The organism is Mojavia sp. (assembly GCF_059505145.1).
The window spans coordinates 178,930-194,008 of record NZ_JCACKA010000063.1; the positions used below are offsets into that span (position 1 = coordinate 178,930).

Below are 15,079 nucleotides of genomic sequence, written 5' to 3' on the forward strand. Positions count from 1 at the left end.
CCAACGGCTTATACCAGTGGGGAATGCATTACTCTTGTACTATGGTTTAGAGTAGAATCAGCAACTAAGCTAAAAAAAACTGCCAATGGTGTTTGATCCCGACTTTTTAAATGACAACTCTGAGGAACACCCAAATCAGCTTCTGAACGAGCACTTTGAGCAAAATCCCAATCAGTTGCTCAAATATCTACAGCACCAGTCGCCTGAAGTTTTAGCCCGCGTCGCCCAGTCCGTCAGCCCCGAAATTAAACAAATCATTTCGCAAAACGTCCAAGGGCTGGTGGGAATGTTACCTGCAGAAAATTTCAACGTTCAAATTACTACAGATAGGGAAAATCTGGCGGGTCTTTTGGCGTCGGCTATGATGACGGGCTATTTCCTGCGCCAGATGGAACAGAGGATGCAATTAGAGCATTTATCTGGTCAATAGTTAATCAAGCAAAGTTTGGGGCTGTGGACTCATGACTGGCAAATATTGACTAGCTGAAAAAAGTGCTGAGTGCTGAGTTCTGAGTCTTGAGTAAAAATACTAGTCTCTAGTTTCTTTTTCATGCGTTGTTGGTGTACGCAGTTAATAAGGGCTAATTACACCAATTTGAAAAAAGAATGTAACAGATACAAGCCTAGAAACCCAGATCAAATCTGGCTTTCTTAACTTTGAATTGGTATTACTTCTTATGAGGATAAGCCCCTGACTGGACTTTGAAGGTTTGAGTTTTACCGTTGCGGTTGACTTCAATTTCGAGAATGTCTCCCACAGAACTAGACTCTACTAGCTTTTGAACTTGGGCTGCTGTTTTGACTGGTTTACGGTTAATTTTTTGAATCACGTCTCCCGGAAGTAGCCCACCCCGCTTTGCTGGCGAATTGTCCAAGATTCCTTTAATTACAATGCCAACGTCCTGCTGGATGTTGAGCTTATTTTCTTGATTAATTTGCTGCTTCTTGGCTGGAGTCAGGTCTGTCATCTCGATTCCTAAAAAAGGATGTTCTACACGCCCTTTGGTAAACAGTTCATTAGCAATACGGGCGGCGGTTTCAATTGGGATGGCAAAACCAAGACCTTGAGCATCGGCGCGGATAGCAGTGTTGACACCAATAACTTCGCCTTGAGCGTTTAATAAAGGCCCGCCTGAATTACCAGGGTTAATTGCAGCATCGGTTTGAATAAAGCTGACTCGCTTATCTGGCACACCAACTTGAGCGCTGGTGCGATCCGTAGCGCTGATAATACCAATGGTGACAGTATTATCTAAACCTAAAGGATTACCAATAGCGATCGCCCACTGTCCTGGAACTAAGTTTTGTGAGTTGCCTAACTTTACTGTGGGCAATTTATTTGCCTTAATTTTAACTACTGCCACATCTGTGACAGCATCAACGCCCTGCACCTTGCCTTCAAAAGTCCGACCATCCTTTAAAGTGACTTGGACAGTATCTGTATCTGCAACTACGTGAGCGTTAGTCAGTAATTCACCATTTTCACTCAAAATAAATCCAGAACCTGTACCGCGCTCAATTCGCTCTTCAGGCATGGGTTGCTCATCCTCGCCAAAGAATCGACGCAACAGAGGATTTTTCAAAGCGTCAGAAATAGGATTTGCTACTTTGCGGGTGGCATTAATCCGCACTACAGCTGGGCCAACTTTTTGCACGGCTGTGGCAATAAAATTTACGTTATCGCCTCCATTAGCACCAATCCGCCCATTCACAGCATTTGGAACTACTGATTCTGGAGGCAAAGCTGCTGTGACATTTTTTAATTGCTGAAAGGAATGTTGTTGTGGCAGAAGATAGCGACTACCTAACAAACCTGCACCGCCGCCAACTACCAATAACGACACATAAACGACCACTTTCTTCAAGGATAACTTCATAATATTTCTGTTTAAGGAAAGCAATGCAGTTGCTAATTTCTAAGTTTAGTCAAGCAGATAACAAGTGGACAGATAAATTTGACAGATAGTAACGAAAAAGTCTGAGTAATAGAATAATTCTTTTTCTCCCAAATAGCCCTTAACCTACTTTTTGGGAACCACTAGCTCCCCATCCTCTTCTAATACCCAATCTAAAATCTAAAATTAACGCTCTCGTTTATTGGTACACATGACTTGTTCATATCGTCTAGTGATTCTCTGTAGTTTAGTCAGCGCCTTGGGGCTAGGATATATATTTCCAAACTCGAAAAGTGCCAACGCTGCTGTAGGGAGTTGCCCAACTCCTGCTCTATCTCGTTTCCAGCGACATATCGTTGCTAAGGGTGAAACTGTAGAGAGTATAGCGCAGCTCTATAATCTCATTCCGGCAACTATTATCGACATGAATCCGGCGTTGAGGAATGGTTCTGTAACTGTCGGTAGCGAACTTCAAATTCCTCCCTACAACGGAATTGTAGTTGAAGTACCTCGTGGGCAAACGTGGCGAGAAGTAGCAGCAAAATATAAAGTTCGCGCCGATGCACTGTTTGAAGTAAATGGTTGTCAAAAAGATCCCAGAGTTGTCTTTGTCCCAGGGGGAAGTTGGTCGTCAAATCGCCCCTTAATTGCCTCTCCTACCTCGCCCCCTGCTCCTGGTAAGCTAGCTGGGTATCCCTTATCGGCAGTAGCAACAGTGGCGTTACCTTATGGCTGGCAAATTCATCCCACTACAGGTGATGTGTTCTTCCATAGCGGGGTAGATTTGTTAGCAGCTGTGGGAACTCCTGTCGAGGCGATCGCTCCGGGAACTGTGGCTTTTGCCAGCGAACAAGGTACTTATGGCAAGTTGGTAATTATTAACCACGCTGGTGGGCTTCAAAGCCGTTATGCCCATCTTGACAGTATCAAAGTTACTGCCGGTCAGCAAGTGAAAAAAGGAGAAGTGCTAGGCACTGTCGGCACAACCGGACAACCTGCTGCTAAACAACCACACCTCCATTTTGAAGTGCGTTCTAGTTCATCTCTAGGTTGGGCAGCACAAGATCCAAAGAGTTATCTTCAAAAATAAATACTAAATATCTGCCTTATACTAAATTCCCCAAGTCCAGAGATTCAGTAGATTTAATAATTCGCATTCCTGCATTTGCGAACCTGACAAATGCGGCATCTGCCTGTTCTGTGTAGTCAACTACACCAGGAACAACAACTGGAGAAGTACAATCTTCTAAAAGATAGATTTTACGGGCTAGGGTTGCATCTATCTGTTGAATTTCTGTTAATAAATCATCAATTGTCCAGGCGACACAGTGACTTTTAGCCTGACCGCCAATAATTACAGCATCAAATTCTAAAAGCTGGTGAATTAAACGTGTGTTTTTGTGAGCAAGAGGATTTTGATCAAAACTTACTAAAACCTCTGGACGTAAAACCGAATAATTTTCTGTTAAAGGATTATCACCTTTAATTTCAAATTGCGTTTGACTCTGACGAGCAATGCAGTGGAAAAATATTGCTTCTTCGACAGAAGAAACTAAAGCATGACCAATACCACCCAACATAGAATGATAAGGCCAAACTGTTAGAGGATATTTACCGTCTTGACTTAACTGTTTAACGTAATGATAAGCGTGTTTTTCTAATAATTCATAATTACTATTGGTAAGACTATTAGCAACTGCTGGGTTAACTTTCCAGATCCCTTGTTCGATATCTTGTGGAGTAATACTCGTAGCAGCAGGTACGGGATGTTCTCCAGTAGCGTTTACCCAGAAAATGGGATGGAAAATTTGCATTGCTGTGTGAGTATCCATCGTCGGTGCAATTGTTGTAATCACAGCCAAGTTACAATAAATAAATTCGCACAATCGCTGATTATCATTCACTGCTCCCGTGCCAGATTTCCCTCCTACAAATAATTCAAACTCAGGAATACAAAAAGTATTTTGGACATCAATTAAAAGTAAACAAATGCGAGCTTTATCCAAAGATGCAGGTTGGATGTTGTGTTGTTTTGCCCATGCTTCAGCTTGCGCTGCGCGTTCTTCATAAGGTACGCGCCAGACTTCGCCCACTTTATTAGGGTTAAAGTGCGGGGGAATAGAAAGTTTGCTGGTTTGGGTGTTCATAATTACAGCTTGTTATTTTGTAGTATTATTAATGGTTTTATCTATTTAGCTTGCAGCTACGGTTAGCTTAATCCTATACACCTGAATTAAGTAGCGATTAAATTTAGCTCAAAATTGGATTAATTATCAGGATGAAAAGTTACTTATAAAAACATAAGCCTTGCTGATAGTATTTATAACTCAGTGAGAAAGCGATCGCTACTCATTTGCCAAAGCTTGCAAACAGTCTATTTCTGCAACGAGAAAAATCGATAAATTTCTTTTACTTCTCCCCTATCTCACTTTTTTCTTTTTTTACTGCCGCATTGCCCAAAATCGCACCAACTGTGGCAATCTGAGAGACAGAGCATTTGAAATTTGATATTTTCGCTACAGCAAATTTACTTAATGAGGTTATGCAAACTCTGCCGACCGTTACAACTGCAAACACCACATCTAGTGAACTCACCTTTGATACAACAATTAAGCGGCGTAAGACTCGTCCCGTAAAGGTGGGAGATGTCACCATTGGGGGAGGCTACCCCGTGGTGGTGCAGTCGATGATTAACGAAGACACTCTCGATATCGATGGTTCCGTGGCAGCTATTCGTCGCCTACACGAGATTGGCTGTGAAATTGTCCGTGTCACAGTGCCAAGTATGGCTCATGCCAAAGCTTTGGCAGAAATTAAACAAAAACTTGTTAAAACGTACCGAGACGTTCCCATCGTTGCCGATGTGCATCATAATGGCTTAAAAATAGCCTTAGAAGTTGCCAAGCACATAGAAAAAGTACGGATTAATCCAGGGCTGTATGTATTTGAAAAACCAAACACCAATAGAGGCGAATACACCAAAGCAGAATTTGACGAAATTGGCGAAAAAATCCGCGAAACCTTAGAGCCTCTTGTGGTTTCGTTGCGGGATCAAGGTAAAGCAATGCGAATTGGCGTAAATCACGGCTCTCTTGCCGAAAGGATGTTATTTACCTACGGCGACACTCCAGAAGGAATGGTGGAATCTGCTTTAGAATTTATTCGCATTTGTGAATCTTTGAACTTCCATAATTTGGTAATTTCGATGAAAGCTTCACGGGTTCCGGTGATGGTAGCCGCCTATCGCCTGATTGCCAAGCGCATGGATGAGTTGGGTATGGATTACCCCCTACATTTAGGCGTTACAGAAGCTGGTGATGGTGAATACGGGCGAATCAAATCTACAGCTGGCATTGCTACATTACTAGCTGATGGCATTGGCGATACAATTCGAGTCTCGCTTACAGAACCACCAGAAAAAGAAATTCCCGTGTGCTATAGCATTCTGCAAGCTTTGGGATTGCGGAAAACAATGGTGGAATACGTCGCTTGTCCTTCCTGCGGACGTACTTTATTTAACTTAGAAGAAGTGCTGCACAAAGTCCGGGAAGCAACCAAACACCTAACAGGGCTAGACATAGCAGTTATGGGTTGTATTGTAAATGGCCCTGGTGAAATGGCGGATGCTGACTATGGTTATGTAGGCAAGACTCCTGGTTATATTTCTTTATATCGTGGTAGAGAAGAAATTAAAAAAGTCCCAGAAGACCAAGGTGTAGAGGAATTAATTAACCTCATTAAGGCAGATGGACGCTGGGTAGAACCTTGAAATTTGTAGCGGCGACCAATACAGGTCGCCGGATTGCCAACTATTTTGTTGAAATAAGAATACATGCTCGGTCGCTACAGCGATACGCTGTGTTAGATTGAGCATACTGACTATAAAAAATTTTCCTTCTGGCTCAGCTGTCATTATGGTAATTACAAAAAGTAGGCTGGTTTTGGGTGCTACGGCAGTGACGCTCTCAACAATTGCTGTTACTAGTCTTGGCATTCACTCACGGGGTCAGGCTTTATTTAAAGAAAGTCCTAAGGAATTAGTAGACGAAGTTTGGCAGATTGTTCAGCGACAATACGTAGATGGTACTTTTAATCAGGTAGATTGGCAGGCTGTACGGAAGGAATACTTAAGTAAGTCCTACAGTAGTCAGCAAGAAGCTTATAAATCCATCCGGGAGATGCTGAAAAGGCTAGATGACCCTTACACCCGGTTTATGGACCCAGAGGAATTTAAAAATATGCAAGTAGACACCTCTGGAGAACTAACAGGTATTGGGATCACTATCAGCCAGGATGAAAAAACTAAGAAACTAGTTGTGATTGCTCCAATTGAGGATACACCAGCATTCAAGGCGGGGATTCTTTCTAAGGATGTGATCCTTAAAATCGACAATAAAAGTACTGAGGGTATGGATACCAACCAAGCGGTATCTTTGATTAGAGGTGAAGCTGGAACAAAAGTAAACCTGACGATTCAGCGCAACGGTCAAACAAAACAATTTGAAATTAAACGAGCGCGGATTGAAATCCATCCGGTAAAATATTCCCAAAAACAAACTCCAGCGGGTAACTTAGGCTACATTCGCTTGAACCAGTTCAGTGCTAATGCTGGTAAGGAAATGCAAAGTGCAATCAAAGATTTAGAAACTAAAGGAGTTTCTGGGTATATTTTGGATCTGCGTGGCAATCCAGGTGGATTACTTTTCTCTAGTGTGGAAATTGCCCGAATGTGGCTGAATAAAGGTATAATTGTTTCCACCATTGACCGCCAAGGTGAGCAAGAGCGAGAAGTAGCCAGTGGACGTGCGCTGACAAATAAACCGTTGGTGGTTCTGGTAGATAAAGGTTCAGCCAGTGCTAGCGAAATTCTCTCCGGCGCATTGCAGGACAATAAACGTGCTACTTTGGTAGGCACTCAAACCTTTGGTAAGGGCTTGGTACAATCGGTTCGCCCTTTAGAAGATGGCTCAGGATTAGCGGTGACAATTGCTAAATACCATACCCCAAGTGGTAAGGATATTAATAAGCATGGAATTGATCCAGACGTGAAGGTAGATTTGACCGATGCCCAACGCCAGGATTTGTGGCTCCGCGAACGTGATAAACTTGCTACCTTACAAGACCCGCAATTTGCTAAGGCAGTAGAAGTTATAAGCAAACAAATAGCTACTAAACCTACTTCCACTGCCGATAAAAATTAAATATTTGGAATTTCGGCTTTTGATCGTAAATTCAAGAGTTTAAGACCCTAAATTCTGAATTTTGAATTGTTATTGGGGTTGGCACTTACCAGCCCGAATCAACCCGATACGACGGGCGATCGCTTCCCCCTGAGAAGTAAACGGCCCCCACTGTTCTATAATCTCCAAATTATCGTCCTCAGCAACTAAGTTGGGGACGATTTCGCAATGGCCAGCAGGACGCTTGACAATATACCAATTTTCTGTGATTTCAGTCATTGAGATAACAGTTAATTCAAGCGACAAACTATCTTTTATTCTCAGGCAGTGCTGATAGTAAGCATTAATTAACAGAGCTATTTAAAAGTAAAGAAATATTTAGTTAATTTTTATCAAGCTTCCTCATAAAGCTTGCCACTCTACACTTTTGCCAGCAACCCCTATCAGTTAAAGCTTGCACCTCAAAGCATGTTGTAAAATAGACATAGAAAGATTTGGGGGGCCATTTCACTGGTCATAAACGCCTATAGAGACTATCTACGGAAATCTTCAAGGTCTAAAGTCCAGCCAGCTGAAGCAACTACAGCGGCTGTATCACCAGCGTATACCGGGCGATTGCATTACTACATCCGAGTTTTCCCAACGTCTGGCAGCAATTAGCACAGAAATTAATCAGCCTGTGTGTGCCTACCTCAACCGTCGCGGACAAGTGATTCGTGTAGGGGTAGGCACACCGCGTCAAACGCAAATCCCACCGTTGGAATTGCCTCGTTATGGTGCAGAACGACTTAGCGGTATTCGTTGTATCGCCACTCATCTGAAGCCAGAACCGCCTAATGAAGCGGCGTTAACAGCTATGGCGCTGCAACGTTTAGATACCTTAGTTGTGTTAAATATTACCGGAACTGGATTTACACGGCGAGGCGGTGGCGCTACTGGGTACGTCAAAGAAGCTTATTTTGCTCATTTAAAACCTCAAGAATCTCGCGCTTTGCTCACCAGTGCTGCTTTGTCTAAGGTGGGAACGAGCAATATTCCATCGCCAAGCTGGAGTGTATCGCTGCCTCTTAGCTTAGATGAACTGGCACAGCAACATTTTCTAGATTTAGTAGAGAATCTAGAAGCGGAGTTTCAGCGAGAATTTATTGCCCAAGAAGTAGATGCAGACCACGATCGCGTGCTAATTGTGGGAGTAATGACCGATGAAATGACTCCCCAACGATTCCAGGACACCTTGGTAGAATTGGCGCGATTGGTGGATACAGCAGGGGGAGATGTATTGCAGACAGTACAACAAAAGCGATCGCGCATTCATCCCCAGACAGTAGTTGGTGAAGGCAAAGTTCAAGAAGTCGCCCTGACTGCTCAAACTTTAGGGGCAAGTCTTGTTGTCTTTGACCGTGACCTCTCACCTACCCAAGTTCGCAATTTAGAAGCACAAATTGGTCTCCGGGTGGTTGACCGCACCGAAGTAATTCTGGATATCTTTGCTCAACGCGCTCAGTCCCGTGCTGGTAAGTTACAAGTAGAACTAGCACAGCTAGAATATATGCTGCCCCGACTGGCTGGTAGAGGTCAAGCGATGTCCAGGTTGGGTGGTGGAATTGGGACTCGTGGCCCTGGTGAAACCAAGCTAGAAACTGAGCGCCGCGCCATTCAACGGCGCATTTCTCGCCTGCAACAAGAAGTAAATCAGTTGCAAGCACATCGTTCTCGCTTACGACAGCGCCGACAACATCGAGAAGTACCTTCTGTGGCTTTGGTTGGTTATACCAATGCTGGCAAGTCCACCTTGTTGAATGCCCTCACTAATGCTGAAGTTTACACAGCCGACCAGTTATTTGCTACTCTTGACCCCACCACACGTCGTTTGGTGATTTCTCACGCAGAGACTGGTGTTCCCCAAGAAATTCTACTTACAGATACAGTAGGGTTTATACACGAATTGCCTACTTCATTAATGGATGCTTTCCGCGCCACCTTAGAAGAAGTCACAGAAGCTGATGCTTTACTACATTTAGTAGATTTGTCGCATCCTGCTTGGTTGAGCCATATTCGCTCAGTTAGAGAAATCCTGGCACAAATGCCAGTAACCCCAGGGCCAGCCTTGGTTGCTTTTAACAAGATTGATCAAGTTGATAGCGAGACTCTAGCTCTAGCTAGGGAAGAATTCCCCCTAGCAGTGTTTATTTCTGCTAGCCAGCGCTTGGGATTAGAAACCCTACGCCATCGCCTAACCCAGCTGATTCAATATGCCGTTGACTCTCGGTAAATACTAGAACTTAATTGAATTTGCTAAGTAATAAAAAGCCCAGTACTAATACTGGGCTTTTTATTACTGTAAAGTCGAAAATAAAGTCTTTTGAAAGTAAACACTATACTATCGACAGTCCGTATTTGACTGTCTAAATTAGTATGAGGCATCTCTATTGAGTGCTTTTAATATCAGAGGGATAGTAGCAAATTTCTGTGTTTACCAGCTGAGTCTCACTATTGTGTTTTGTAAGCACTGTTTAACATGAAACATTTCTTTTTAACTTCAGCAGCATCCTCATTGTTGGCTGCTACTGCTGTTGTAATATCAACTTGTGCCTTTTCTCCTGCTAACGCAGCTTCTATGGATTTTACTATCAACGAATTCACAGGTGCTGATACTCAGGTGAAGTTTACCTTGGATGATAAAATCGCAGGCTCTGGCAAAATTCAGTTTAAAGTAGATTTTCTAGCAACTGGCAATAACAAAATTGCCGATATACGTGGTGTTTTCTTCAACATTTTTGATGACTCACTCCTCAGTGGTCTTCAAGTAATCGGTACAGATGTAACAGCCAGCAAATTTGGCCCTGCTGGAACAGTAAACTCTGTCGGTAGTAGTAATAACAATCTGAATGGTGGTGGTGGAAAGAATATTGTCTATAACAACTTTGATGCTGGGGTAGAAATTGGTCAGGAAGGTATAGGTAATGGAAAAGGCGACATTCAATCGACCACCTTTACCATATCCCACCTTTCCAAAGCCTTAACTTTAGACCAATTTTCTCAACAGAACTTTGGAGTACGGTTGATGAGTGTAGGGCCTTTAAATGATCGCGAATACAGTAGCAAACTCAAAGGTCAAGCTCCTTACTATACTCCACCACCACCTCCACCTCAAAAAGTACCTGAATCGAATACAACAGCTGCGCTTGGCTTATTAGCACTGATTGCTATGAAAGTACTGAAACAAAAACCTCTAGTTAAAGCTTAAATTCTATTCTCTTAGAGTTTGATGCAGTTAGTAACAGAATGCACTGGATTAGATTACAAGTGCATCCAGTGTATCTTTCTAAATTTTTGGAACATTAAGCAATTACGATGATAGTACTGGCCTGTTAAGCAATTAATATACGGATAACAATTTTTAGCTTTTATAGTAATTTGAAAATATCCTCAGCCATAAAATTTTACGAATAGCACGCTACAGGTTAGGTAGTGGTTAACACTTAACAGTTTTGAGGTAGCAAAAATAATCAAGTATAGTTGCTGAGGTTACTAGTATTTAAACTGGAATACTATCAGTTGTTTAAGGAACCTGGTGCAAACATAACATTAGTTAAGAGTCTATGGACTCTTGACTAACTTTTATTTATGCAGACTTACCTAGCTACTTTTAAGGTTGAGAGCAAAACTGGATAACGTTCTAAAATTAAGAATATTCAATCAAGTTGAGGACGTTATGGCTGCCAAAGTAGAAATTTACACTTGGAGGACTTGCCCTTTTTGCATCCGCGCCAAAAATTTGCTGAACAACAAGGGGGTGGAATTTATCGAATACAGCATAGATGGAGATGAAGCTGCACGAGCGCAAATGGCTCAAAGAGCAAATGGAAGACGCTCTTTACCACAAATTTTCATCAATGATAATCATGTTGGTGGTTGTGATGATATCCACGCTTTAGAAAGACAAGGCAAGCTGGATGAGCTACTAGCTTCTACCAATAATGTCTAAGTAGAGAAGAAATTAGAATTACGCTTTTTTGCAGCACAGCCAAGTAAATCGGCTTGACCATCAAGAGATAATCTAAGTTGAATAACTATTACATTTCCTGGTAGTTGAGGCAAAAAGCGTGAAACTAGCTTTTATTATTGATCCCATCCATCAGCTTGACCCATGCCATGATACAAGTGTTGCTCTGATGGAAGCAGCGCAAACTTTGGGGCACGAAGTCTGGGTAACACAGGCAAACCTGTTGAGTGTGGTAGAGGACAAAGCTTGGGCTGTTCTACAACGGGCAGAACTTATACCAGTGCAGTTGGTAGAGGGACGCTATTTTGCAGTAAATCCTTGGTACAAGTTGAGCGATCGCTCCTTTACATTCCTGGAAAACATGGATGTCGTATTCATGCGGACTGATCCCCCAGTCAACGATTCCTACCTCTATGCAACTTACATTCTGGATTACATCGACCAAAACAAGACCCTAGTAATTAACAGCCCAAATGGTATCCGAGGAGCAAACGAAAAAATGTATGCTCTTCAGTTTAGCAAAGTGATCCCAGAAACTATAGTTAGTGCTGATAAGCAGCTGATCCGGAAATTTGTGGAAGCAAAAGGAGCAACTGTTCTCAAACCACTAGGCAACAAAGCTGGGGAAGGGATTTTATTTTTACAATCAGGCGATCGCAACTTTAACTCCATTGTTGAACTCAGCACCTTCCAAGGTCGAGTGCCAGTTATGGTGCAAACCTATTTACCGGAGGCAAAAGAAGGAGACAAGCGAATTATCCTACTCAATGGGGAGCCGATTGGTGCTCTTAATCGCCTTTCTAGTGGAAGTGACTTTCGCAATAATATGGCTGCTGGGGGTACAGTTGCTCAAACCGAAATTACCCCAAGAGAGTATGAAATATGCACCCAAATAGCTCAAACCCTCCGGCAAGACGGTTTAATCTTTGTAGGTATTGATGTGATTGGTGGTTATCTTACCGAAGTCAACGTTACCAGTCCAACTGGAGTCCGTGAAATTGATAAATTAGATGGCACTAATCTCGGTCGTCATGTTATTCAATGGGTTGAGCAGACTCTACAAAGTAAAAAATAAAAATAATTTACCTTCTTTGGTTTTTGTGCATTCTACCTTACGGGAAGATACTGGCACGTCTACGCGACAAAAGCTGTTCGTAGTTAAAGGTTTAAGTACATTTGTAAATGTTACTGAGTACACAAATAGACCTAAACACGCAAGTACCCTGATGTGGGCTAGTCTTCCCGCTTTATTAAGACAGATGCTTATGGGAGCAAACTAAAGCAGAGACTTTAGTCAAAATTTTCATCATTTTCATCTCCCCTATTTTTTGCCAAACACACTAGGGGACATACGAGCCAGCGGACTCCTGCCCAAGTTCATTTGGTTTTTTGGTAGCGTTGCGGAGCTTTGTTAGCAATTGGCAATATCAACTATGGACACAGAATTGCTTACCTCTGCCCCTAATGAAACTCTATAACTAGCAGATTGTATATAGTGCTCAACCCGACCTAAGAATTCAAATTTAATTTTCAATCCAAAATTTTGGCTTAAATTAATTCTTTGGTGGGGTACGTCGCCGTTGAAGAAAATCAGGAATATCCAAAGCAGGTTTTTCTTTGGGTTCTACAGTTGGTGTGGGTGTAGGAGGACTAGCTGGTGGCTGTGAAATAGGCCGCCTTGGAGGAGGTGCTACCCGAACGTTAGTTGCATTTTGTTGTGGTGCTGCTTGTACTTCCCCTGTAAATCCAGTTGCAATTACAGTAATTCTTACCTCACCCTGGAGCCTGTCATCAATTACAGCCCCGAAAATAATATTGGCGTTGGGATCAACTACTTCATAGATTGTTTCTGCGGCAGCATTCACTTCATGTAAAGTGAGGTCGCTACCACCAGTAATGTTAAAAACAACTCCTCTAGCACCTTCAATGGAAGATTCTAGCAAAGGTGAGGAAATAGCAGCGATCGCTGCTTCTCTAGCTCTTGATTTTCCAGAGCTAACACCTATTCCCATTAATGCTGATCCGGCATCTGCCATCACAGCTCGAACATCGGCAAAGTCAACATTTACCAAGCCGGGGATCGTAATTATATCAGAAATGCCTTGCACCCCTTGACGCAGCACATCATCTGCATAGCGAAAAGCTTCTTGCACAGGTGTTTGCTCTGGGATCACTTCCAATAGCTTATTGTTGGGGATAATGATCAGCGTATCTACTCTGCTTTTTAGCCCTTCAATGCCTTGCTCTGCTTGACTAGTCCGGCGGCGTCCCTCAAAAACAAATGGACGTGTGACAACGCCGACAGTAAGAGCGCCCATTTCTTTTGCGACTTCTGCAACAATTGGAGCTGCTCCTGTTCCGGTACCGCCTCCCATGCCTGCGGTGATAAATACTAAGTCAGCACCTTCTAAAGCTGTGGCAATTTCGTCCCGTGATTCTTCAGCGGCCTTTTGACCGATGGCAGGATTACCACCTGCGCCTAAACCTCGTGTCAGTTTCTGTCCTATTTGCAATCGGCTAGGAGCGCCAGCTAAGGTAAGAGCTTGGGCATCAGTGTTAATTGACCAAAACTCTACTCCGCTAACGTCAGACTCGATCATGCGGTTAACGGCATTACCACCACCGCCACCTACACCAATCACTTTAATGTTGGCAACCCGACCCGGAACAATCTCGCCAATTCGGTGACTTTCAACAGTAATTTTCTTACCATCATGATTTTGCCCGAAGTTAAGCCCAGAGTGATTAAAAGGATTGGTCGAGTTAACAGCCAGTGAAAACCCTGGCTGTCCCACAGATTGGGAGTTTTTATAGGTAAGCCCTTGGTTATTATCAAGTGTCATTGGATTTGTGAAAGGTAGATAAACGACTTTTCCAGGTGATATTCACCTAAGAGTCAACTATAGTTTGACATTGCCATAGATGGTGACAGTGTTCCTTATTGTTCTCACTACTTTCAACCCTAACAGGATTGTCAGTGCGAAATTTTGTTATGAGATCAGTCGTTAACGCACCTGATCGCACAACCAATTCTAGAGAAGTATACCGATATTTATTGAAAAATGCTCTGTATAACTTCAGCCAGAGATTAAAATCTTCAGTGCTATATTGCCAATTAAGTATGTTATGCCGTGGGCATTTCCCATGCTTTTCCCTTGTTACTACTAATGATTTAGTTTGGTCGCTAATTTTACACATAACAGTATTGATTTTTATTTAACGCCACCATTAAATTGTTAATTTTGTATATTTTATAATCTTCTTCAAAAGAAAAATACTGAAGATAAAAATTATTGCTTTCGTTAAAGTTGGCTCTCCAGGTAATTTCTAAGTTATTAAATATACAGCATTTTTCAGTAAAGCCAACTTTGTGTCTGAAATTATGCTCAGATCGTACAACTTGTAAAGAAACGTCACGACGCTTCTTGTCTGCTGTCATAGTAAAGTTAATAGGTTTCACCATTACAGATGATTGCACTTTAAAACACAAAATTTGCCCTTTACTTACTTTATGCCTAAGTTTGGAATAAGGAAGAATTTGCTTGTCAATTTCTAAAATACCGAATTGATTGGCTATTTGACGTGCCTTAATAGATGCTTAGTTGGAGCAATATTCTACCCGATAAAAATCTTCACTGGAGCATCAATTAACAGGTATAGCAGAGATACTTTGTAACCCAACAAAGGTGGTGGCACGGTGAACTCTGTACGATTTTTCAGAAGCAACGCTTACGGAACTGAGGTAGATGTTTTCCTTTATGTAAATCAACTTCGGAAAAATCGTCATTGCAGCTACCATCGCGGCATGATTGATAGCAGTAAAAACTGTCTATTTTACTGAAAGCTGCCCTTTGAGCATCTACACCAATGTTCTTTCCTTATCAGTTAGATATTAATGAAAAACTTACGAACTTGTCTGTTTTACGCTTTGGTTCAGTTGAATATGAAATAGCTATAGCAATCCGATTTGATTTTTGAAATTACTTGCGTAGGGAGGG

13 protein-coding genes are annotated in these 15,079 nt (G+C 42.3%); 8 read left to right on the forward strand and 5 right to left on the reverse strand.

What is annotated here, in order from left to right; all coding sequences use genetic code 11:
* Positions 1-85 precede the first annotated feature (85 nt).
* Complete coding sequence (locus tag AC5JL8_RS13090) at positions 86-430, forward strand: DUF760 domain-containing protein (protein ID WP_495880205.1); 345 nt, start codon at positions 86-88, stop codon at positions 428-430.
* A gap of 238 nt (positions 431-668) precedes the next feature.
* Here AC5JL8_RS13090 and AC5JL8_RS13095 read toward each other — a convergent pair whose 3' ends face one another.
* A complete protein-coding gene (locus tag AC5JL8_RS13095; protein ID WP_495880206.1) occupies positions 669-1,877 on the reverse strand; it encodes an HhoA/HhoB/HtrA family serine endopeptidase in 1,209 nt (402 codons plus the stop codon).
* A 229-nt stretch (positions 1,878-2,106) separates the two neighbouring features.
* Here AC5JL8_RS13095 and AC5JL8_RS13100 point away from each other — a divergent pair, with 229 nt between their 5' ends.
* Positions 2,107-2,985 (forward strand): peptidoglycan DD-metalloendopeptidase family protein, encoded by an 879-nt coding sequence (locus AC5JL8_RS13100; protein WP_495880207.1) that lies wholly within the window; start codon positions 2,107-2,109, stop codon positions 2,983-2,985.
* A 16-nt stretch (positions 2,986-3,001) separates the two neighbouring features.
* Here the strand turns inward: AC5JL8_RS13100 and AC5JL8_RS13105 are convergent, their stop codons facing one another.
* Positions 3,002-4,042 (reverse strand): cysteine hydrolase family protein, encoded by a 1,041-nt coding sequence (locus tag AC5JL8_RS13105; RefSeq protein ID WP_495880208.1) that lies wholly within the window; start codon positions 4,040-4,042, stop codon positions 3,002-3,004.
* Positions 4,043-4,437: 395 nt separating this feature from the next.
* Here AC5JL8_RS13105 and ispG point away from each other — a divergent pair, with 395 nt between their 5' ends.
* Both ispG and ctpC read left to right on the forward strand, forming a co-directional pair.
* Complete coding sequence (ispG, locus tag AC5JL8_RS13110) at positions 4,438-5,664, forward strand: (E)-4-hydroxy-3-methylbut-2-enyl-diphosphate synthase (RefSeq protein ID WP_495880209.1); 1,227 nt, start codon at positions 4,438-4,440, stop codon at positions 5,662-5,664.
* A gap of 145 nt (positions 5,665-5,809) precedes the next feature.
* Positions 5,810-7,096: a carboxyl-terminal processing protease CtpC gene (gene ctpC / locus AC5JL8_RS13115; RefSeq protein WP_495880210.1), complete on the forward strand. Its 1,287-nt coding sequence runs from the start codon at positions 5,810-5,812 to the stop codon at positions 7,094-7,096.
* A 69-nt stretch (positions 7,097-7,165) separates the two neighbouring features.
* On the opposite strand, the gene AC5JL8_RS13120 is transcribed toward ctpC, so the two are convergent.
* On the reverse strand, positions 7,166-7,354 hold the full coding sequence (locus tag AC5JL8_RS13120; protein ID WP_495880211.1) for a DDE transposase family protein: 189 nt from the start codon (positions 7,352-7,354) through the stop codon (positions 7,166-7,168).
* 247 nt (positions 7,355-7,601) lie between these two features.
* Here AC5JL8_RS13120 and hflX point away from each other — a divergent pair, with 247 nt between their 5' ends.
* The 4 genes from hflX to gshB all read left to right on the forward strand — a co-directional run bounded on the left by hflX (position 7,602) and on the right by gshB (position 12,156).
* Positions 7,602-9,347 carry a GTPase HflX gene (hflX, locus tag AC5JL8_RS13125; RefSeq protein WP_495880494.1) on the forward strand — a complete coding sequence of 582 codons (1,746 nt, stop codon included), beginning with the start codon at positions 7,602-7,604 and terminating at the stop codon, positions 9,345-9,347.
* 246 nt (positions 9,348-9,593) lie between these two features.
* A complete protein-coding gene (locus AC5JL8_RS13130) occupies positions 9,594-10,322 on the forward strand; it encodes a hypothetical protein (protein WP_495880212.1) in 729 nt (242 codons plus the stop codon).
* A 468-nt stretch (positions 10,323-10,790) separates the two neighbouring features.
* The gene (gene grxC / locus AC5JL8_RS13135; protein ID WP_495880213.1) at positions 10,791-11,063 is read left to right on the forward strand and encodes a glutaredoxin 3; all 273 of its coding nucleotides are present in this window, start codon (positions 10,791-10,793) and stop codon (positions 11,061-11,063) included.
* Between the two features lie 118 nt (positions 11,064-11,181).
* The gene (gene gshB, locus AC5JL8_RS13140) at positions 11,182-12,156 is read left to right on the forward strand and encodes a glutathione synthase (RefSeq protein WP_495880214.1); all 975 of its coding nucleotides are present in this window, start codon (positions 11,182-11,184) and stop codon (positions 12,154-12,156) included.
* Positions 12,157-12,634: 478 nt separating this feature from the next.
* Here the strand turns inward: gshB and ftsZ are convergent, their stop codons facing one another.
* A complete protein-coding gene (ftsZ, locus tag AC5JL8_RS13145) occupies positions 12,635-13,924 on the reverse strand; it encodes a cell division protein FtsZ (RefSeq protein WP_495880215.1) in 1,290 nt (429 codons plus the stop codon).
* A gap of 347 nt (positions 13,925-14,271) precedes the next feature.
* Positions 14,272-14,520 carry a hypothetical protein gene (locus tag AC5JL8_RS13150; protein ID WP_495880216.1) on the reverse strand — a complete coding sequence of 83 codons (249 nt, stop codon included), beginning with the start codon at positions 14,518-14,520 and terminating at the stop codon, positions 14,272-14,274.
* Between the last annotated feature and the right edge of the window lie 559 nt (positions 14,521-15,079).

Coding starts and splice junctions, on each gene's coding strand:
- AC5JL8_RS13090 (WP_495880205.1), top strand. CDS start 86: ATGGTGTTTGATCCCGACTTTTTAAATGACAACTCTGAGGAACACCCA.
- AC5JL8_RS13095 (WP_495880206.1), bottom strand. CDS start 1,877: ATGAAGTTATCCTTGAAGAAAGTGGTCGTTTATGTGTCGTTATTGGTA.
- AC5JL8_RS13100 (WP_495880207.1), top strand. CDS start 2,107: ATGACTTGTTCATATCGTCTAGTGATTCTCTGTAGTTTAGTCAGCGCC.
- AC5JL8_RS13105 (WP_495880208.1), bottom strand. CDS start 4,042: ATGAACACCCAAACCAGCAAACTTTCTATTCCCCCGCACTTTAACCCT.
- ispG (WP_495880209.1), top strand. CDS start 4,438: ATGCAAACTCTGCCGACCGTTACAACTGCAAACACCACATCTAGTGAA.
- ctpC (WP_495880210.1), top strand. CDS start 5,810: ATGGTAATTACAAAAAGTAGGCTGGTTTTGGGTGCTACGGCAGTGACG.
- AC5JL8_RS13120 (WP_495880211.1), bottom strand. CDS start 7,354: ATGACTGAAATCACAGAAAATTGGTATATTGTCAAGCGTCCTGCTGGC.
- AC5JL8_RS13130 (WP_495880212.1), top strand. CDS start 9,594: ATGAAACATTTCTTTTTAACTTCAGCAGCATCCTCATTGTTGGCTGCT.
- grxC (WP_495880213.1), top strand. CDS start 10,791: ATGGCTGCCAAAGTAGAAATTTACACTTGGAGGACTTGCCCTTTTTGC.
- ftsZ (WP_495880215.1), bottom strand. CDS start 13,924: ATGACACTTGATAATAACCAAGGGCTTACCTATAAAAACTCCCAATCT.
- AC5JL8_RS13150 (WP_495880216.1), bottom strand. CDS start 14,520: ATGACAGCAGACAAGAAGCGTCGTGACGTTTCTTTACAAGTTGTACGA.